The organism is Flavobacterium sp. (genome assembly GCF_043773265.1).
Lineage (GTDB): Bacteria > Bacteroidota > Bacteroidia > Flavobacteriales > Flavobacteriaceae > Flavobacterium.
The window spans coordinates 1-22,096 of the sequence record NZ_JAYVFH010000093.1; the positions used below are offsets into that span (position 1 = coordinate 1).

14 protein-coding genes and 1 pseudogene are annotated in these 22,096 nt (G+C 28.3%); 3 read left to right on the forward strand and 12 right to left on the reverse strand.

Going from position 1 to position 22,096, the window contains the following annotated elements; genetic code table 11:
- From ACH2BO_RS04820 to ACH2BO_RS04855, 8 genes and pseudogenes are all read right to left on the reverse strand, one after another.
- Nucleotides 1-506: pseudogene (locus ACH2BO_RS04820) on the reverse strand (hypothetical protein); the annotation flags it as partial.
- Nucleotides 507-548: 42 nt separating this feature from the next.
- On the reverse strand, nt 549-1,316 hold the full coding sequence (locus ACH2BO_RS04825; protein ID WP_395043616.1) for a LytR/AlgR family response regulator transcription factor: 768 nt from the start codon (nt 1,314-1,316) through the stop codon (nt 549-551).
- A gap of 25 nt (nt 1,317-1,341) precedes the next feature.
- Entirely contained in the window at nt 1,342-3,306 is a 1,965-nt protein-coding gene (locus ACH2BO_RS04830) for a tetratricopeptide repeat protein (protein ID WP_395043617.1), read from the reverse strand.
- Between the two features lie 199 nt (nt 3,307-3,505).
- The gene (locus tag ACH2BO_RS04835) at nt 3,506-7,054 is read right to left on the reverse strand and encodes a T9SS type A sorting domain-containing protein (protein WP_395043618.1); all 3,549 of its coding nucleotides are present in this window, start codon (nt 7,052-7,054) and stop codon (nt 3,506-3,508) included.
- A gap of 74 nt (nt 7,055-7,128) precedes the next feature.
- On the reverse strand, nt 7,129-7,890 hold the full coding sequence (locus tag ACH2BO_RS04840; protein ID WP_395043619.1) for a LytR/AlgR family response regulator transcription factor: 762 nt from the start codon (nt 7,888-7,890) through the stop codon (nt 7,129-7,131).
- 61 nt (nt 7,891-7,951) lie between these two features.
- Nucleotides 7,952-9,925 (reverse strand): tetratricopeptide repeat protein, encoded by a 1,974-nt coding sequence (locus ACH2BO_RS04845; RefSeq protein ID WP_395043620.1) that lies wholly within the window; start codon nt 9,923-9,925, stop codon nt 7,952-7,954.
- A 276-nt stretch (nt 9,926-10,201) separates the two neighbouring features.
- On the reverse strand, nt 10,202-13,150 hold the full coding sequence (locus tag ACH2BO_RS04850; protein ID WP_395043621.1) for a type III restriction-modification system endonuclease: 2,949 nt from the start codon (nt 13,148-13,150) through the stop codon (nt 10,202-10,204).
- Between the two features lie 2 nt (nt 13,151-13,152).
- The gene (locus ACH2BO_RS04855; protein WP_395043622.1) at nt 13,153-15,183 is read right to left on the reverse strand and encodes a site-specific DNA-methyltransferase; all 2,031 of its coding nucleotides are present in this window, start codon (nt 15,181-15,183) and stop codon (nt 13,153-13,155) included.
- Between the two features lie 359 nt (nt 15,184-15,542).
- Here ACH2BO_RS04855 and ACH2BO_RS04860 point away from each other — a divergent pair, with 359 nt between their 5' ends.
- On the forward strand, nt 15,543-15,680 hold the full coding sequence (locus tag ACH2BO_RS04860) for a hypothetical protein (protein ID WP_395043623.1): 138 nt from the start codon (nt 15,543-15,545) through the stop codon (nt 15,678-15,680).
- Between the two features lie 74 nt (nt 15,681-15,754).
- Here ACH2BO_RS04860 and eno read toward each other — a convergent pair whose 3' ends face one another.
- A complete protein-coding gene (gene eno / locus ACH2BO_RS04865; protein WP_395043624.1) occupies nt 15,755-17,047 on the reverse strand; it encodes a phosphopyruvate hydratase in 1,293 nt (430 codons plus the stop codon).
- 341 nt (nt 17,048-17,388) lie between these two features.
- Between eno and ACH2BO_RS04870 the strand changes: the two genes are divergently transcribed.
- Nucleotides 17,389-18,438 (forward strand): hypothetical protein, encoded by a 1,050-nt coding sequence (locus ACH2BO_RS04870; RefSeq protein WP_395043625.1) that lies wholly within the window; start codon nt 17,389-17,391, stop codon nt 18,436-18,438.
- 306 nt (nt 18,439-18,744) lie between these two features.
- On the forward strand, nt 18,745-19,809 hold the full coding sequence (locus ACH2BO_RS04875; protein WP_395043626.1) for a hypothetical protein: 1,065 nt from the start codon (nt 18,745-18,747) through the stop codon (nt 19,807-19,809).
- Nucleotides 19,810-19,871: 62 nt separating this feature from the next.
- On the opposite strand, the gene carA is transcribed toward ACH2BO_RS04875, so the two are convergent.
- The 3 genes from carA to ACH2BO_RS04890 all read right to left on the reverse strand — a co-directional run.
- Complete coding sequence (gene carA, locus ACH2BO_RS04880) at nt 19,872-20,984, reverse strand: glutamine-hydrolyzing carbamoyl-phosphate synthase small subunit (protein WP_395043627.1); 1,113 nt, start codon at nt 20,982-20,984, stop codon at nt 19,872-19,874.
- A gap of 330 nt (nt 20,985-21,314) precedes the next feature.
- On the reverse strand, nt 21,315-21,812 hold the full coding sequence (gene rplQ / locus ACH2BO_RS04885) for a 50S ribosomal protein L17 (RefSeq protein ID WP_395043628.1): 498 nt from the start codon (nt 21,810-21,812) through the stop codon (nt 21,315-21,317).
- A gap of 29 nt (nt 21,813-21,841) precedes the next feature.
- Nucleotides 21,842-22,096, reverse strand: a 255-nt coding sequence (locus ACH2BO_RS04890; protein WP_395043629.1) for a DNA-directed RNA polymerase subunit alpha C-terminal domain-containing protein, incomplete at its 5' end; no start/stop codon positions are given.

Below are 22,096 nucleotides of genomic sequence, written 5' to 3' on the forward strand. Positions count from 1 at the left end.
TTTACAAATAAAGTGACCAAACTATTGTTGCTACAATCTAAAGTTACTAGATTTATACAAGTTGAAACATCAATTGTGGTTAATAAATTATTTTTACAATTCAGAGTGACTAAAGCTGTACATCCTGTTACATCTATTGATGTTAAAGTGTTTTGAAAACAATTTAAATTTGTAAGATTTGTCATTCCAGAAACGTCTATGTTATCTATTGTATTATTGGAACATCTTAACTGAACTAAATTAATAAAAAATTTAATTCCTTCTAAGTTAGACATTACATTTAAATTATTAATATCAATGTAATAAACTAATGCAGCTTCATCAAGTGAAATTTGACTATCACCATTAGTATCAATTACCATTTGAACTCCTGACACATCTCTTGCAATAGGATTAGCAGTTGAGGAAAGCAATAATTTTGCTTTAAAAGTTGGATCTGTAAAAACTATATTTTGTGCGTTTGCAACGCCAGAAAACAGTAAGAATAAATAAAATAATTTTTTCATCATGTTAGATTTTGTAATTAATAAATTAGTGATTACTATTATTTATATTAATTGTTTTGTTAAAATAGCTTGTATTTGTTCTCTTTTTCTTTGGGAAATTGGTAATTGAACATCATCATTCATAATTACAAAACCTCCATCTTTTTTTAAATATGATTTCACATAAGATAAATTTATAAGATGTGATTGATGAATTCTTGCAAAACCGTGTTCTGTTAACATTTCTTCATATTCTTTTAAAGTTTTTGATATTAAAATTGGTTTTCTATTTTTAATATAAAACTTGGTGTAATTATCATCGCTTTCACAACGAATAATATCTACAATATCAAGAAGATGAATTCCATCTGAATTAGACAATGCAATTCGTTTAAAATTATCTGCTTTTTTTCTAATATTTTCTAATAATAAATCTATATGAGAATAATCATCATCTTTTTCTAATATAGTTCTTATTTTTGAAACAACTTTTTCTAAATCATCGGGTGCAACAGGTTTTAATAAAAAATCTAAAGCACTAAATCTAAAAGCTTTTATTGCATATTGCTCATAAGCTGTAATAAATACAATATGAGAAGTGATTTTTCCATTAATTTCTGAAAGCTTTTCTAGCATATCAAAACCTGTGCCATCATTCATTTGAATGTCTAAAAAAACAATTTGAGGGTTTAATTTATTTATAATTGAAATTCCACTAGCAACACTTTCTCCTTCACCTATAATATCAATATCTGGCGCATATAGTGAAAGCAAACCTTTCATTCCGTTTCTTATATTAACATCATCATCTATAATTACTGCTGTTATCATTTTTTATTTATTATTTTATTTTATTTTATTTTAAATATTGTAATGGTAGTCTAACAACTACTTTTGTTCCTAATACTTCTCCATCTTTATTCATTTCTTCAATATCAACTCTAGATTTTTGTGAAGAAGAAGTTTGTATCATTTCTAGTCGTTTATTAGTAATGTCTAATGCCATAGATTTATGCATGGTAACCAATTTTTTCTTGAACTCTTTAGATGTATTTATACCTATTCCGTTATCTATTATTATACAAATTAAGCTTTCATCTTCAATTGAGAAATCAATTGTAATTGTACCGTTTTTTATTGTGGGATTTAAACCATGAATTATGGCGTTTTCAATAAACGGTTGCAACAGTAATGGCGGTAAAGCAACATCATCTTCAATATCGTTCGATTTTTTTATATAAAAATCAAATTTATTATTAAATCGAAGTTGTTCTAATTCTAAATAATTTTGCAAACTTTCTATTTCTTTATCAATTGGAATTAATGTTTCTTTAGAATATTCTAATGTTAATCGCATTAATTTAGAAAATTTGGCTAAATATTTTATTGCAGCATCTGTACTATTTTGAACAATAAAACTTGAAATAGAACCTAAGCAATTAAAAATAAAATGCGGATTCATCTGCAAGTGCAATGCTTTTTGCTCATAAACTGCCAATTCTTTTTCTAGTGTTAATCTTTTTCTAAGTTGTACTCTTTTATAACTTATAAATGCAATTCCTGCTACAAATAATATAAATAAAACAGAAATTAAAATTTTAATTTTTTCTGCTCTTTTTTTAGCTTCAATAAACATTTCTTCTTTTTCTTGTTCTGCTTTTTGAATTAATTGTTTTCTATCAAATTCAAAATTCATTTCGGTTCGAACAGTGTTTTTTATGATTTCATCATTAACAATATTATCCTTTGCAGAACTATACAATTTATAATGTTTTAATGCTTCACTAGTATTGTTTAGTTTTTCATAAATTTCACTCAATGCTTGTTCAGATGCTTGAACTCTAAATAATGCACCTAATTCTTTCCCAATTTGTAATGATTTATTTATATTTTCTATAGCCAAATTATATTTTTGTTGTTTTAAATAGATCGAACCCAAAGTTGCATAAGAATCGGCACTGCCATATTTATCATCAATACTTTCGAATACTTTTAGAGCTTTAGTAAGATATTCAATTGCAAGTTTTTCATTGTTTCTTTCAAAATAAAAAGTTCCGTAGTTATTATACAATTCTCCTAAACCTCTTGGATTTGGATTTTTATCAAAATATAATTTTGACTTATTATAATACTCTAATGCTTTTGGAAGATTTTTAAGGTAAAAATAGGTTAAACCAATGTTTGTTGTAGTGGTACCAATACTTTTATCAGATTTTGCTACTTGAATTTTCAAACATTTTACATAATAAATTAGAGCTTTTTCAAAATTGCTTTGCGAATTGTATATTACTCCAAGATTATTATAAATTCTAGAAAGTTTATCAGTATTTTTAGTTTCTTCAAAGATATTTAATGCTTTAAAATTATATAGCAAAGCTTTGTCATTACTGCTTTGTTCCATAAAAACGAAACCAATACTTCCATAAGCTCTTGCTAATCCATTTTTTAGTACAAGTTGATTATTTAAGGTTGTAATTTTCAATTCATTTTCAAAAATTGTTTGTTCTTTTAAGAAGTTGTCTAAAGCAGATTTGTAATTTCCTAAAATAATGTTAGCGTTTCCAAGATGATGATAGGCATTTGCTTGTTCAATTTTAATGTTATTATTTTGAGATAATTGCAATGCTTTGTTAGCAAAAACAATCATTTCTTTAGGATTTATTGTTTTGTATTCGTCGGCAATTTGATTTAGAAGTTCTGCTTTTTTAATGTCGCTTTTAGAATTTTTTAGTAACAAAGTCAAACTATCAATTTCCTTGTTTTGCGCGTTAGCAAACATGGAAATTAATAGTAAAGCAAGTATTGCTATTTTTGACTTCATTATAAGATTTAGGAATGGCAAAAGTACAAATTACTTTAACAAATCAAAGATTGAATGAGAATTCGATGGTGAGAAATGAGAATTCGATTTTATAAAAACAATAAAAGTAAGAAATAAACTATAAATTATTTATTTGATTTTATCCAATAAAAAAACCTCAAAGCTAATAACTTTGAGGTTTAGTTGAAAAAATTAGTTTTTACTCTTTCACAATTCGTTCTACTTTACTTCCTTTTTCGGTAGTAATTTTTAAGAAATAAATTCCTTTAGATTTATCTAAGATGTTTATCGAAGTTTGAATATCATTTATTATTTGTGTTTGCAATAATCTTCCTTGAATATCATATAATTCTATATAATTTATGACACTATTGCAACTAATAGTTACACTTGAACTTGTAGGATTTGGCGCAATACTAACTGAATTATCTAAAATGAAACCTGAATTAGATAAACTTTGAAAAATGGTATTTACCAATCCTGTATCCACTGGCATATTATAATCAAAGAAAATATCGGCACGTTTAGAAACACTATCTCCGGTAACCAAAGTGTTTTTAGATTTAACTTTTAATAAAACGTGACCATGTCCGCCTGGACCAACAAGTTGAACGTTTTCGAAAATAAATTCCACAACATTACCTGTAATTCTGGCATAAACTGGCGAAGATGTGTTGAGTAGTTGTAACGAATTTATATCAAAATTGGTTGGATCGATGGTTGTTTTCACTACTACATTTTCGGCAGGGAAGTTTCCTGTATTTTCAAAATTAATCATATAATGTAAATAATCTCCTATTGTTGTTGGCGAAACACTTGTACCTTCTAAGCAAATAATATCATTTGGATCGAATGAACCAACTACTCTTTGGTAATAAGAAAACGAATTATCCAATGGCAAATCGTCGGCAACAACTGGCGTTATTGATGTTGTAAAATTTAGAATATCATCTATATTTACCGATGGCGTTTCAGTAGGTGAATTTACATTTAAGGTTATCTGAAAATTTCTACTTTCAAATGGCAATAAATTAGTATAATTCCAATTTACAATTCCAGAACTTTGAGAACTTGGCACAACTGTTGCCGAAACATAATCTAAAACTGCATCATTATATGTAAAATTAACATTGCCCGAAAGCGTCTGGTTTCCTTTGTTTTTGAAAACAATATTATATTGAGCATCAAACCCTGGACGTGCAGTTGTAATTGGGGCAACAACTACTTCTATATCATTATGAACACCGTTGGCGGTTATGCAAAAATCCTGATTTGTATTATTGTTATTATTATCTACGAAAGGTATTGTAACGGTTGGTGGCGAAAAGTCAAACCACGATTGATTTTCTACATTTGGAGTAATTGTAAAATCTCCTTCATCAGTAAAATAACTATAAATACCATTGATATTTGTAACTGTTGCACCGCTTTCTATCCCATCATTAATGTCGAATCTAACAAATGGTTTCACACCATCTAAAACGTCGCAACCATTTGTGTTGCCATCAAAAACTGCAATTCCTGAAATCGTATTGTAGTTTCCTCCTGGATTAAATGAGCAATAAGAATTACAAACGGTAGTGTTAAAGTTTAAACCATTTAATTGAGCTTGAATAGTCGCAACTTGGTTTGTGTCTACACATAAATATGTTAAATCAGGATTATTATCAAGAATCATAGCTTCGTTGCTGGCATTTTTAGCAAATATTGTTGTTAATTGATTGTTATTAACAACTAATTCTCCAAGATAAGCAAGAGGACTTAAATCAAGTGTTGTCAATAAGTTATTACTAGCATTTAATCGATATAAAAATTTCGAATCAGATAAGTTCAAACTTGAAAGTTGATTATTATTACAAATGATATTATCAAGAAAGATATTATTATTCACGTCTAAACTTGAAATTTGATTTGATGAACAATCTATAGATATCAGATTTGGTAAATCATTCAAATTAAGGTTAGTTATTTGATTGGCACTACAATAAAAATAAATTAATTTATTCAATCCTGTTAAATTTATAGACGGTAGTTGATTAGCACCACAATATAATGCTACCAAAGAATTTAAACCGCTTAAATTTAATGTTGTAAGGTTATTAGATGAACATTCTACAAAAAACAAATTACTTAATCCATTTAAATTCAAAGTAGTTAAGTTGTTATTTCGACATTCTAAATTTTTAAGACTATTAAAACCAGTTAAATCAAGAGAAGTAATTTGATTGCTATTGCAATTAAAATCAGTAAGATTAGTAAAAACGCCAGTTATTGATGCTTGGGTAAGTTGATTGCTACCACAATTTAATTGAGTTAGATTGGGCAAATTACTTAAATTTAAAGAAGTTAATAGATTGTTGCCACAAGATAAAGATTTTAAAGCTGTTAAATTACTAACATCTAAATTTGTAATTTGGTTTGACGAACAATCCAAACCAACTAAACTGGGCAAATTATTTAAAGTTAAACTTGAAATTAAATTGTTGTTATAAACAAGACTTTTTAGATTTGTAAGTCCATTCAAATTTAATGTTGTCAATTGATTGAACTGACAATCTAAAAACTCCAAACTTGTTAAACCACTTACGTTCAAACTAGTTAGATTTCCTGTTGTGCCACTTCCAAGAACACCTCCATTACAGCTCAAACTTTTAAGATTAGGCAAATTACTCAAACTTAAATTCGTAAGTTGTAAATTATAAGCACAATTTAATGTATCTAAATTTAGTAAATTAGAAATTGTGAGTGAGGTTAAATCATTTTTAGCACAATTTAATTTTTTTAGGTTTGGCAAATTATTAATATCCAAACTTGTTAATTGCGAATTGTACAAACTTAAAGTTTCTAAATTAGTCAAACCGTCAATAATAATACTTGATGCAGGTGAATTATTATAATTAAAACTTATTAGATTTGTCAAACCATTCAAATTTAAAGTCGTAAACTGATTTTGACTACAATCTAGAGTTTCTAAATTTAATAATTGATTCACATTTAAAGTAGAAAGCAAATTACCACCACAATAAAGTGTTTTTAGATTAGGATTATTACTTGTGTCAAGAGTAGTTAGCAGGTTAGAACTACACCCTAAAATTTCAAGGTTTGGTAATCCAAATAAATTTAATGATGCTATTGCATTAGTAAAACAGTACAATGTTGTCAAATTAGACAAACCTGTTAGGTTTAGATTACTTATTTCATTGCCAGCACATGCCAATACTTTAAGATTTGGCATACTACTAAAATTGGTTATGTTAATTTTAGTGAAGCTATAATTCAAACTTTCAAGGTTTGTTAATCCTGTCATGTTCAAAGTTTGCAAATTACTACAAGAATAACACGTTAAAGTTTTCAAATTAGACAATCCATTCAAGGTTAATGTTTTTAAGTAATAGTTAAACCATAAATCAATTTCTTTAAGATTCACTAAACCATTTAGAGTAATCGAGGTAAATTTATTTTGACGACATTTCAAAACCTCTAAATTTACAAAACTTGTAAGCCCATTAGAATATCGAATATTGCTATTGCTAATTTCTAAATATTTTACTAAAGCTGCTTCGCTTACTTGTATTTCACCATCGCCATTAGCATCAATCACCATCCAATTATCGCTAAAGTCTTTTGCAACTTCAACAGTTGGACTTGCCATTAGAAGCTTTGCCTTAAAATTCGCATCAGGAATATTCACAATTTGTGCATTTACTATCCCAGTAAATAGCAATAAAAATAATAGTAATTTTTTCATAGGGTTGGATTTATTAATTATTTTGTTCATCTTGTTTTATTTTGTTATTATTTTAAAGATTTTCATCTTAAACTCTAAAAAGATTTTATCAATTCTTGCAAACGTTCTTTCTTGCGTTGCGAAATGGGTAATTCGGTATTATCTGCCATTACTACATAACCACCATCTCGTTTTACATACGATTTCAAGAAATTTAAATTTATTAAATGCTTTTGATGGATGCGTTCAAATCCATATTCTCCCAACATTTCTTCATATTCCTTTAGGGTTTTAGAAATAATTATAGGTTTGCTATTTTTAATATAAAACGTTGTATAATTGTCTTCTCCTTCGCAACGAATAATATCACTTACTTCATAAACGTGAATGCCATCGCTGGTTGTTAATGCAATTCGCTTGTAATTATCTACTTTCTTGCGAATGTTTTCTAACAGCAAATCTATGTGTGCATAATTGTCTTTTTTGTCAAGCGTTGTGCGTATTTTATGAATTACAATTTCCAGTTCATCAATATCTACAGGTTTCAGCAAAAAATCAAGCGCACTAAATCGGAAAGCTTTTATGGCATATTCCTCGTGAGCGGTAATAAACACGATGTGCGAAGTAGTTTTTCCGTTTTTGGATGTCAACTTTTCTAACACATCAAACCCAGTTCCATCATTGAGCTGAATATCCAAAAACACAACTTGTGGTTTTAGTTTGTCCATAATTGCAACTCCTGATGCCACATCTTCGGCTTCGCCAACGATGATTATGTCTGGCGCAAAATGGGCTAATAATTCTCGAATTCCGTTTCTTAAATTTACATCGTCGTCTATTAATATTGCTGTAATCATTTATGTTTTTTAGTTTACGATTGTTGATTGATAGTTTTTAGAATACTGTATTCATTTAACATTAATGCTTTTCAACTTTTGCCTTTTCAATAAATTGTATTGGCAAACACAAGGTAACTTTTGTACCTTTCATTCCATTGCTTTCTGGAAACAATTCTTCGATTGAAACTTCGGCTTTTTTAGATGTAGTGCTTGCTATCATTTCTAATCTTTTTTTAGTAATGTCCAATGCCATTGATTTATGAACGACAACGGTATCGGTTTTAATTGCTGCTGATTTTTCGAAACCAATGCCATTATCAGTAATGGTACAAACCAAATTTTGATTCTCTAATTTAAAATCTATTCCAATCGTTCCGTGTTCTTTGCCCGGAATTATGCCATGAATTATGGCGTTTTCTACAAATGGTTGTAACAAAAGTGGTGGCAATGCCAAATCGTCTTCGATTGCTGGATCTTTGGTTATTGTGAAATCGAATTTGTTATTAAATCGTAGACGTTCTAACTCTAAATAATTGTCTAAACTTTGAATTTCTTTATCAATAGGAATTAATGATTGCTTAGAATATTCTAGTGTTAGTCGCATTAATTTAGAAAATTTAGACAAATAACGCACCGCGGAATGAGCACCATTTTGAACAATAAAACTAGAAATAGAACCCAAACAATTAAAAACAAAATGCGGATTCATTTGCAAATGCAACGCTTTTTGTTCGTATTCTGCTAATTCTTTTTGTAGGGTTAATGTTTTTTTGAGTTGCAAACGGTTGTAAAATAAAAAACCAATTCCAGTCAACATCAAAGTGAATAATCCAGCAAAAAAAAGTTGCATTTTATTCTGTTTGGATTGTTCTTGAAGCAATAAATTCTTTTTTTCGAATGCAACTTCTCGTTTATCAAAATCAAAATTCATAGCAGCTTCAATTCCTTTTCGGATATTGTCTTCGTTGGTCAAATTGTCTTTAGCTTGACTATACAATTCAAAATGACGTAATGCTTCAACTGAATTATTTTGTTGTTTATAAATTGTACTCAATATTTTTTCTGCAAAAACGGTCTGGTCCAAAGAGCCAGTTTCTTTTGACAATAGTAATGATTGATTGGTGTTAGACAAAGCCAAATTGTAATTTTTTTGATTCAAATACAATTCACCGACGTACAAATAAGTGTTGGCTACTCCAAATTTATCATCAATATTTTTGAAAGTTTGAATCGATAAATTCCAGTTTTCAATTGCTTTACTAGGATTATTAATTGCTTGATAATACAAACCCATATTGTTGAACCATTCTCCAAGAGCACGAGAATCTGGATTTTTATCAATACTTGATTTTGCTTGATTGTAATAATCTAATGCTTTTTCGTAATTCTTTTGTTTTAGATAACAATTGGCAATATTGGTAAGCGTAATTCCAATATTAGGATCATTCAATTTGGCTTGAATTTTCTGGGCTTTCAAGAAATATTCTAATGCTTTAAAATCCGTTCCTTGCGATTTGTATTCTACTCCAATATTATTATAAACTTGAGCGCTTTTTTTGTCATCTTTTAAAGATTCATAAATTTTTACAGCTTTAAAATGATATTGCAATGCTTTGGAATAATTGCTTTGTTCAGAAAAAACAATTCCGATGCTTCCGTATGCTTTTGCCAATCCTTTATTAATTTTTAGCTTTTCATCAGCATTGGTTTGGGTTTCATTTTCAAAAATATATTGTGCAGAAGTGAAATATTCTAAAGCTTTGGAATAATTTCCAGAAATAATATTGATATTTCCAAGATTCAAATCAGCAAATCCTTCTTCGATTTTATAGCCAATTTTTTGTGACAATTGCAATGCTTTTGTTGCATAATCCAACATCAATTTTGGATTGCTTGTTTTGTATTCGTTTGCAATTGCATTTAAGTTTTGTGCTTTTTCTATGTCGTTTTTAGGTTGTTGTAAAACGGTCAACAAACTGTCGATTGTTTTGGTTTGAGATTGCAAGAATCCAAAACAGAACAAAAATAAATATAGGAGAATTGATTTTTTCATTTTTTACAAATTGATAAAACAAATATAACATTTACTTATTTGCAAAAAATGGTTAATGAGGAAACTGCAAGATTCAATGAGAAAAATATAGATTTGACCGAGAATTTGGATTTCTAAAAATAAAAAACCCTTTCAAAGTTTAAAACAATGAAAGGGTTTACTAATAATTAAAAAAACTTACTCTTTCATAATTTGTTCAACTTTAGCACCATTTTCAGAAGTGATTTTCAAGAAATAGATTCCTTTAGATTAATTGTAAAGTTTTAAAATTCGAAATTAAACCAAAACATCATCAATAATCTGTTTCATTTTTGTAGTACTTATTTGCTCGTAAAATGCAACAGAATAACCATCTATAGTTAATTGTTTAAAAAACTCCTTTGCACAATTAATTTTCACTTCTTCAATTTTTCTTAAATCTGATTCTTTTTTCACGTCTTTTGTTTCAACAATAATATTCAAAATTTTATTTCCATCAGATTTTTTAACCACGTACATAAAATCTGGACTATAAGATTCTCCTGCAATTGTTGGAATTGAAATACTTCTACTTGGGATTTTGCCATAAACAACAACCTCACTTACTTGTTCCAAAATATTAGTTTTTTCCAATGGAGAATCAAAAGCAACTGTGTCGTACAAATATTTTTCAACAGGTGTGTCTTCAATAAAATTTGTTCCGATAAATCCTTGTGTTATTTCAAGTTTTGGAGTTCCATTTGCAAAAGTCAAAGATGTTCCATTTAGTTTGATATTGGTTTTAACATACGAAAAACGACCTTGCAAATTATTAATTTTCCAATCATTAAATTTTGAAACAAATTTTGCTACACTTGATTCATTTATTTTATCCTCATCTATTTTGTTGGTTTTTGAATATTCAATTAATGCTTGGTTTAACAATTGAATTGGAATATTTGTTTGTTTGTTTATTCTTTTTAGAAATTCTCCGTAGGCTAATTTTTTAATGATTTTATATTGATTACCGCTACTTTCATTCAATATCATTAAACCATCAGAAGTATTTAATATTTCTCTTTTACTTGAAATAATAACATCTACAAAAACATCATTTTTAAAAAGTGAAACCAATTCATTTTTTAAATAATTATCATTCTCAATTTTCTCATAAAACAATAAATATTTTTGATTTATAGCTTCCCAAAGTGTTTTTATTTCGCTGTATTGTGCCACACGAATTTTTACTTTTCGTTCTTTAACTTTATTTCTGTCGGATATTTTATTATTGTTTAATCCAATTGCAAAGTTTGGATATTCTTCAAAAAATTGATTTGAGTTTTCTATTACAACATTATTGTTTCTATCGATAAATTTTTTAATCAATAAATCTGTAAATAAATCATCCGAGTTTACACCTAATTTATCTGCTATTTTTTGAAGTTGTTCTTCGGTTATAACAAATCCTTTAGGCAACTCATCATTAATTTCTTTAACCAATTTTTCTGCAAAATCGGCTTCGGTAAAATCAATAATATAATTTAGTTTGAAATCCTCGTTTGAAATTCTATTACCATTTTCATCAACTGGTAAACGCAAACCTCGACCAACTTCTTGTATTTTACTATTCTCGCTTCCGCTAGAGCGAAGTTTTGCAATTGTAAAAACATTAGGATTATCCCAACCTTCTTTTAAAGTCCATTTAGAAAACAAAAAACGCCTTGTATTGAGTTTTCCATCTTCTGTTTTTATTGATAATAATTTCTTTTTGTCAAATAAAATCTCATTGATTTGATTCGCAATTTCCTCATCAGAATTAGTATTATCCTGCGAAAAATAACCAGCGTGACAAGCCGAAATATCTAATTTTGATGCTTTTAAATACTCAATATAATCGCTATCATTTTCAGTTGAAAGCTTAGGTAAAATTTCGTTTATCTTTTCTAATAATAGTCTTTCAAAAGTATTTTTTAGATACGTTTCTTTTCCACTTTTATCATCTTTTCTATAGGAATGAATATCATCAATAAAGAAAAGTGCCAATGTTTTTATCTTAAATTTTCTATCAAAATTAATTTTCTCGGTTTCAAAATGTCGGTCAATAGCCAACCGCAACATTTGTTCTTGATATGAAGAAGAATAAATATCGTTTATAAATTCTTCACCTTGAAATTTGGTTTGACCATTTGACAATTCAATATAATTAGAACCAATTGCTTCGATAACAATTCCTTCTAATTCTGTTGAAATTAGAGATAAACTATCGCCTTTTTTTAGTTCGAAAGATTTAGTATTGTTTCCTTTTTGAATGTAATTCAATTTAACTGCTGTTTTACTTTGAACCGACATAATTTTCACCTTATCTTCTTTATTTGATAATGGTTCAAAATGTTCTTTCGCAATTCCTTTTATCAAATTTTGATTAAACGCATCACAAGCCGTTAAGTTGTAAAGCAAATTATGATAATCTTTAAATGTAGTTTTCGCCGTTGTAATTATTGGAAAAGTTGCACCAAACCGAATGATACATTGCGGTTGAATATCATTAATAATGAAATCGAATGTTTTTTGCTCTTTTGAAAAACGATGTGGTTCGTCAATTATCAAAAATGGTTTTGTAGCTTTCAAGGCTTCAACTGGTCGATGAAATCCTTCTGGACCATAATCATAATCGTTACGATTTAGCATCGCATCTTGCCTAGTACTAAACAATGCCATATTGGTTAGCAAAACATAAATTTTATTAGCGTTTTGACTAGAACCTGATACAAATTCTCTAATTACTCCGGGAAACCTCTTTTTGCCTTTTTTAGCCTTACTTGCTTCAAGAACTTGTAATTCTATTTCAGTTCCATAACCGCAAACGTTTTTAAAATGTTTTTTGGTGTAACTGTCTTGAATAAATTGTTTTGTTCCAGCTTTGATTGCCAATGTTGGCACCACAATTATAAATTTATTTATCTTAAACTTTTTATGAAGTTCAAAAATAGTAGCCACTTGAACATAGGTTTTCCCAGTTCCTGTTTCCATTTTAATGTCTAAATTCAAATAGTTTTCAATGCCATTCAAATTGATGTATTCGGAATCAACTGCATTTTCTTTTTGAACTTTTTTTATTTGTTCTAACAGCGTTGCTTTATCTTCATCTAACTTTGGATTTGCAAAATAAAAGGTGTTTTTCTTAAAACTATCTTCGGTAAACACATTACTGATCGCATTAACCGCTTTCTCTTGATGAGGCAAACCATTTTTTAAAATTAACTCCATAATTAATACCTTACATCAATATTAATTTTCAAATTCTTCTCACTGTCGTTCAAGATTTTCAAGTTCTTTTCTAACATTTCGGTTACCGACCATTCGTTAAAACTGTAACCAAACAGCACAATATTTTCAGGATTAAAACCAGCAATTGTATCATATTTTTCAAAAAGAACTACCAACGCTTCTTGTGTGAAATTGGAATTGATTAAATACAAATGTTTTTGACAATAATATGCCGTATAACCTTTTAAATCTATAGTTTCAACTTTTGCATTCAATCCGTAACCATCATTGTTTAGCCAAGTTGTTAAAACAGTTTCTGTACCAAAATCGTCTAAAATTGTGGCATCACCAAGTAAACTGGCTTTATCAAAAGTTTCGCATTTGTCTAATGTGTTTTGATTAGGTTCGTTGAGAATGAAATGTTTGAAGCCGTAATCAATTTCGGCTTTTGTTTCTGCTTTAATTTTTTTGGATGCTCTTTTTATTCGTTCAAAACCTATATAATCCAACGTTGTCGGATATTTTAATTCATTAAGAAAATTATAAGCATTCTTTTGACTTTCTTTTTTTAGGTCTAAATCCTCCGGAAGTTGAATGGCTATAAAATTTCTGTTTCCTCCATCCTCAGCATTAAGTTGCATTACAGAATGTGCGGTAGTCGCAGAACCTGAAAAAAAATCTAAAACAATGTCTTTTTCATTACAAAAAACACTTATAAAACTAATAAATTTTTTAATTATAGTTTCATCTTTGGGAAAATCGAATACTTTAAATTCAAACAATTTTTCCAATCTTTTTGAAGCTCCTCTGCCATCTTTATAAAAAACACTTGGTGTGAATTCATATTCAGTTTCCTTTAAATATCTTTTATAACATGGTACTTTTTGCTCATCTATCCCGAAATAAATCCTATCTTCATCTACAAGCTTTAATAAATTATCATAATTGTACCGCCAACCCATTGCTGGTACCGAAGTTTCCTTTTTAGTAACTGGATGAATCAATGGTTTATGTGACCTTGTTTCAGGATTATCAGGAGCCGATGTATTATCCGCAAAAAATAATCCTTTTTTATCAAATTTATCGTAATGTTTATTTCTTTTAATTGGATGTTCATCATCAAAAGATTTATAAAAAATTTTGATTTCTTTTGACATTCTATTATAATCATCATCAAATTCTAACCTTAATTCTTCTTCTTTTTTATATATTAAATCTAATGATTCTTTTCTCTCTCTGAAATAAATTAAATCTTCTTTATTTGCATCATATATTTTAATTTTATTTCTAGAATAAATTAAACAATATTCATGATTAATTGCAACTGTTTTACCAGCAGATTTTCTTCCCTGATGCCATACCAAACTAGAAATTAAATTCTCTTCTCCAAAAATATCATCACATAACAACTTCAAATTTGCTTGTTCATTATCATCAATGGAAATAAAAATAACACCATCATCTTTTAATAAATCTTTTGCAAGTTGCAAACGTGCATACATAAACATAAGCCAAGCTGAGTGCGAAGCGGAATCTCTTTTGGTTAAATCTAAAATTCGTTTGGCTTGGGTTTCGTCAACGCTTAATTTGTCTTGCAATTCATCAACCGTAAAATTGAAATTGTCTTTATACACAAAACCATCACTTCCTGTGTTGTATGGTGGATCTATATAAATACATTTTACACTTTTGGAGTATGATTTTAATAAATGCTTCAATCCATCAAGATTATCTCCACTGATATAGATATTCTCGCTATCCTTATTTTCGGGTAAATTGTTGTGTTCTGAATTTGGAGTAATTACAGTTGTAGTATCTAAAGATGCCAAAAGTTTGGCGTAGCTTTTACCTAAAAATTTAAGTTCATATCCTTCGTGAACAATATCAACTTTGTCTTTTAGTTCTTCCTTAAATCGCTCTAAATCGAAACTGCCATCTTTTTTAAAACAAGACGGAAAGTGTTCCTTTAAGATAGAAATTTCTTTATTGTTTATAGAAATATTCTTGTTATTGAGTATCGTGTCTTTTATCATGCAAAAACTTTATTTTGTTAGAAAACAAAAAAAGAAGCGCAGGCTAATTGCATTTACTCGTATCTGAGGTGGTCGAATACCCTACCTACAAAGTAAAGCAACGCCCACGCCTTTTGGCATGAACGTTAGCTTAAACTCTCCTGTAGGTATTTGAAATTTCGACCTTTCAGATACAGGTTTTTTCGCTAAACGCTAATTTTTATATGTCTTTAATTTATATCTATAATTTTATTTTTAGTTCAAAACAAATATAGGATTTTCAATTACAATATGGTGTACTTTATTCATTAATGTAATTTTAGATTTACCAATTCAAAATAGAATTTGATTGAAACGCAATTTTATTAGCCCAGACAGCAATGGAAAGCCAAGAAGGAAGAATGCTATTTTTTCTTGTAATTGCAGAACGACCAAAGGAAGTTCCTGCAATTGCAATAGAAAAAAAGCATTGTGATTGCTTGCTTGAAATGTATGGCTGGATTGGCTTCAAGAAATAAAAAAACCTCAAAGGTTAAAAAACATTTGAGGTTGAGAGATTATTACTTCGTTGTAATTACAAAATACTATTTTTTTACTTCTGTTTAAAAGCTTTCACTCCAGGAAAGTATGCTGTATCGCCTAATTCTTCTTCTATTCGAAGTAATTGGTTGTACTTTGCCATTCTGTCTGAACGTGAAGCTGAACCAGTTTTTATTTGTCCACAGTTTAATGCTACTGCTAAATCGGCAATTGTATTGTCCTCTGTTTCGCCAGAACGATGTGACATTACAGATGTGTAACCTGCATTGTGAGCCATATTTACAGCTGCAATTGTTTCAGTCAACGTACCAATTTGGTTTACTTTTACAAGAATAGAATTAGCAATTCCTTCTTTAATTCCGCGAGACAAACGTTCTACATTGGTTACAAATAAATCATCTCCAACTAGTTGCGTTTTATTTCCTATCAGTTCTGTTAAATATTTCCAACCTTCCCAATCGTCTTCATACATTCCGTCTTCAATAGAAATAATTGGATAATTTGTTGCCAATGAAGCTAAATATTCTGCTTGTTCTCTTGATGTTCTAATTTTTCCTGTTTGGCCTTCAAATTTTGTATAATCGTAATTTCCGTTTACATAAAACTCTGAAGCTGCGCAATCTAACGCTAACATAATTTCGTCTCCAAATTTATATCCTGCGTTTTCAACTGCTTTTTTAATTGTATCTAATGCGTCTTCTGTTCCTCCAGCAAGATTGGGTGCAAATCCACCTTCGTCTCCAACAGCAGTACTCAAACCTCTATCGTGTAATACTTTTTTTAGATTATGAAAAATTTCAGTTCCCATTTGCATTGCGTGTGTAAAAGAAGTTGCTTTTACTGGCATAATCATAAATTCTTGAAATGCAATTGGCGCATCAGAATGTGATCCTCCATTGATGATGTTCATCATTGGAACTGGTAATGTATTGGCAGAAACTCCTCCAACATATCTGTATAAAGGCAATCCTAATTCATTTGCAGCAGCTTTTGCAACAGCAAGTGAAACTCCTAAAATTGCATTAGCACCAAGATTAGATTTATTTGGAGTTCCATCCAATTCAATCATTGTTTTATCTATGAGGTTTTGTTCAAAAACCGAAGTTCCTAGTAATTCATTGGCAATAGTTGTGTTTACATTTTCAACTGCTTTGAGAACTCCTTTTCCCATAAAAGCTTTTCCGCCATCTCGAAGTTCAACAGCTTCGTGTTCTCCAGTTGATGCTCCAGATGGAACAGCAGCACGACCAAGCACTCCATTTTCTGTAACTACATCTACTTCGATTGTTGGATTTCCTCTAGAGTCTAAAATTTGTCTTGCGTGTACTTTAATTATAATGCTCATTTTTTTAGGATTTAGTATTTTTTAATTCGCTTTTTTAACTATTCAACAAATTTAATCAATCATTAAAAATAATCATACAAATAGTTAAAAACTTATAAACTCAATCGTTTTAGTAAATCGAAGTTTTTATTATAAAAGTTCCTTAAAAAGAATTAAAGAATAAACTTAATAAAAAAGTCAAATTTAAGCCACAAATAGAATAATAAAAAAAAATAATATGTAATCTTTTATTTATAATTAATTAATTATTGTGTTTTTAATCGATTATTAGTAACGTTTTAACGATTAAATCTAAATTATTATTTACTTTTACAAAAATAATTTCCCCAAATTTATTTAAAATGAATAAAACTACTTTACTTCCGCAAAGAAAAAATTATAAGAAATTACTTGTAATAATGTTATTTATTATTAGTGTGAATTCTATAAATGGTCAAAGCTATAGAAGCCAAAGATCTTATGTTGACGATTTTGGCAGGAATGAACTTTTTGTAAAAGAGTCATTGGCTGAATATTCTAAATCTATTGTGAATTCAATTTCAGAAGAGAGAACTGAAAATACTTTAAAAATTATTTACTTAAAATTAGAAAAAATCAATTCTATATTGTTAAAAAATGATAAAGGATTAAATGGTGATTTAACATTACGTGATGCTTTTATTAGTTTAAACAGTAAAACAATTTCATTATTTAAAAGTAAAACCTTGCGTCTTAATGATTATAAAGAACTTAGCGCTTTGAGTATAGAAGAAATAGATGAAGTTTTTAAGAGAAAAGAAAGTGAAATTGAGGATTATTATGCCGAAGTTTTAAACTTTGAGAAAATGAAAAGAGAATTCGGATTAAAATATGACATTAAAATTAGGTCTTCTATTAGAAAAAATATTCTTGAATATAATGCCATGGAAAATCTATTGTTTTATAAAATAAATGTAATTGATGAAAAATTAATTAATCTTATCAATCAAAATAAGTCGGAAGAAATTTTTTCTTGTATTACTTATTTAAACACAATAAGTGATGATGCTTTGATTAAAGTTGAAACATATAAAACAGAAGTGACAGACACTTCTTTAAACACTGCTAACAAGCAGTTTATTGAATACATGAAAATCAATAATGGAAGTTTATATTCATACTATGTTCAATTTGATAAATTAAATACCGAATTACAAAAAATGAAACTTGATTCTGCAGGAGTTTCTGATGAACAATATAATGCAACTGTTAGAAATTTCAATAATGTAAAGAATATTTATTATTCAGCTTTTGATTTAATTCAATCTAAAAAACAATCAGTGATAAATAAATGGTATGTTTCTAATAGTAATTTCTTGAAGAATAACATTCAGTTTGAAAACAACTACGAAAGATATACTGATATTGATTAAAAATTTAATTTTTTATTAATCTAAAATATATAATATGATAATAACAATCCTAATATTATTATTTAAATCATTTAAAAGAATAAACTAGTAACAAAGTTTAATTTTTTTTAAATGATTTTATTGAAATAAAAACAGTTTATATTATATTTATTACTAAAATTCTTGTTATAAACCTTTAATTTATTAGAATTGTTTAACATAAAGCCATATTGAGTATTAATTATATAATCTTTAAATATGAATATGTAACATGCAATGTTTCTGTTCTAAGTAACTTTACATCAAATATAAAAACATATATATCTGATGAAAAATTTACATATAAAAACAGTATTAAGAAATTATAACCAATCACTTATTTGGTTAGTAATGTTTATTTTTATCATGCCTTCAATTTCATATTCTCAAGAGTATAGAAATATAGAAGCATACGTTAGGGATTTTTCTAAGAACGAACTTTTTCTTAAAAAATCATTATTAGATTATTCTTCATCAATTGTAGAAGATTATGAAGAAAGCAGAGCCAAAACTACATCAACAAGAATTACAGAAAAATTAAAAAAAATCAATTCAGTTTTATTGCAATTCGATAAAGGATTTGATAATAATACAATGCTTAGAGATAGTTTTATAAAAATGAATCAAAAAACCATTGAATGTTTAACCAATGGAACATTAATATTAAGTGATTACGAAGCTCAATCATTAAAAAGTATTGCTGAAATTGGTCAAAATGTTAAAGAAAGAGAAAAAAATCTTATAAGCTATTTTGATGAATTAAGAAGATATGAAAAAAGTAAAAAAGAATTTGGCTTGAAATATAAATTGAATATTAATAGTTTTAATGGCAATAATCTTTTTGAATACAATGCTTATCAAAACATATTGTTCTACAAAATAAATATTTATGACCAAAAACTTATAACTTCAATTAATAATGTGAACATAAATGATTTTTATCAGTCTATAATAGCATTAGAAGATATTAATCAAGAAATAATTTTAAAAACAAGTATTTACAAAAACAATTATACAGACAATTCTTTAAATAATGCAAATATAGAATATGCTAGATTTATATTAGTTCAGAAATCTAAATTGACACCTTATTTTTATGATTTTGCAAATGAATATGTTGAATTACAACATTTAAAAAATAGTGCAAAAAAAGGAACACAAGAAGAAATAACAAACTATAATAATGTGGTTAAAGCATATAATATAAAAAAGAAATTGTTATTTGACACTATTGATAATATTCAAAATAGTAAAAAAATGATGTATAATAATTGGTTTATAACTAATACTAAATTTTTAAAAAACAATATAAAATTTGATGATTTATATGAAAGTTACACCTATAATAATTAATACAATTAGCAAACAAAAAAATGGATTTCAATATGAAATCCATTTTTTTTGTTTTAAATAATTTATTCTTTTTTTGACTTTATAATAGCATCAATAAAATCATCAAACAAATAACTAGAATCGTGTGGTCCAGGAGAAGCTTCTGGATGGTATTGAACTGAAAAACAATTTTTAGATTTCATTTTCATTCCTGCAACGGTATTGTCATTGATGTGATAATGTGTGATTTCTAAATCTTGATTGTTTTCTAATTCTTCTCTGTTTACTGCAAAACCGTGATTTTGTGATGTTATTTCTCCTTTTCCTGTTAAGATATTCATTACTGGATGATTTATTCCACGATGACCATTGAACATTTTGTAAGTTGAAACTCCGTTTGCCAAAGCAATAATTTGATGGCCAAGACAGATTCCGAATAAAGGTTCATTGGTGTTTATAATTTCTCTAGTTACAGCTTGTACTTCTTTAAGTGGTTCTGGATCACCTGGACCATTTGATAAAAAATAACCATCTGGTTTGAATGATTTTAATTCTTCAAAATTGGTGTTGTATGGGAAGATTTTTATATAACAATCTCTTTTGGCTAAATTTCTTAGGATATTTTTTTTAATTCCTAAGTCTAGTGCTGCAATGTTGTATGTTGCTTTTTCGTTTCCATAATAGTAAGCTGATTTGGTTGAAACTTTGGAAGCCAACTCTAAACCTTTCATATTTGGAACTTGCGAAAGTTGTTTTTTTAGTTCTTCTATTGAAGTTCCGTCAGTTGAAATTACTGAGTTTTGTGCTCCGTTATCACGAATGTAACTTACTAATGCTCTCGTGTCTACATCTGAAATACAAATTAGATTTTGCTTTTCAAAATAGTCATAAAGATTACTTTCTGAATCTGGTCTTGAATGGTTGAAACTAAAATTTTTACAAACTAAGCCAGAAATCATTATTTTATCTGATTCTACTTCTTCGTTATTTACTCCATAATTTCCAATGTGCGGATTGGTTGCTACCATTATTTGACCAAAGTATGATGGATCGGTAAATATTTCTTGGTAACCTGTCATTCCTGTATTGAAGCAAACTTCTCCAAAAGTTGTTCCTGAAATCCCGATTGATTTTCCGTAAAAAATAGTTCCGTCAGCAAGTAGTAAAATGGCTTGTGGTCTTGTTGTGTAGTTCATATTAGTTAGTTGTGTTTTGCAAATTTAGGATTTTGTAATTAAATTACAATTTTGATTTGTAAAAGTTTATAAACATTCTAATTGTTTGTCTTTTAGCCCTGATAGGAATGAAAATCCTTCTTGTTTTTTTTAACAAGAAGATTGAAATGGATAGCAGGAATATGGATTGCTGATAAAGCCCAAGCTATTTGCTACTGATATTCATCAGGATGAATTCTAAAAAAAAAGTTTAAAAAGCCATCCCGAACTTGGTTCACTCATATAAATGAAGGGAATAAAAAAAAGGATAAACTCGAAAGTTTATCCTTTATATTTATGAAATTGATTTCATTATTCTGCTGAATCGGTAGTTTCTGGAGAAGAAGTTTCTGGAGCTTCAGTTGCTTTAGCTTCTGTAGTTTCCTTTTTAGCTTTAGAACCACGACGGCTTTTAGCTTTTTTCTCCTCTTTTTTACCACCATTGTAAATTTCATTGAAATCTACTAACTCTATCATTGCCATATCTGCGTTATCACCTAAACGGTTTCCAACTTTGATAATACGAGTGTATCCACCTGGACGATCTCCAACTTTAGCTGCAACTTCTCTAAAAAGTTCTGTTACACCATATTTGTTACGAAGGTAAGCGAAAACCACACGACGATTGTGAGTAGTATCTTCTTTTGATTTTGTTATAAGCGGCTCAACAAATTGTTTAAGTGCTTTAGCTTTAGCAACAGTTGTGTTAATACGTTTGTGCTCTATTAAAGAGCAAGCCATATTAGCTAACATAGATTTTCTATGTCCAGTCTGTCTGCTTAAGTGATTGAATTTTTTTCCGTGTCTCATTTTAAATGCTATTTAACTTGATAAAGAAACTAGTCTTTATCTAATTTATATTTTGACAAATCCATTCCGAAGGTTAAATTTTTAATAGCTACTAGTTCATCTAGTTCTGTTAAAGATTTTTTACCGAAGTTACGGAACTTCATTAAGTCGTGTTTGTTAAAAGAGACAAGGTCTCCTAATGTATCAACTTCAGCTGCTTTTAAACAATTTAATGCTCTTACAGATAAATCCATATCAACAAGCTTAGTTTTAAGCAATTGTCTCATGTGTAATGACTCTTCATC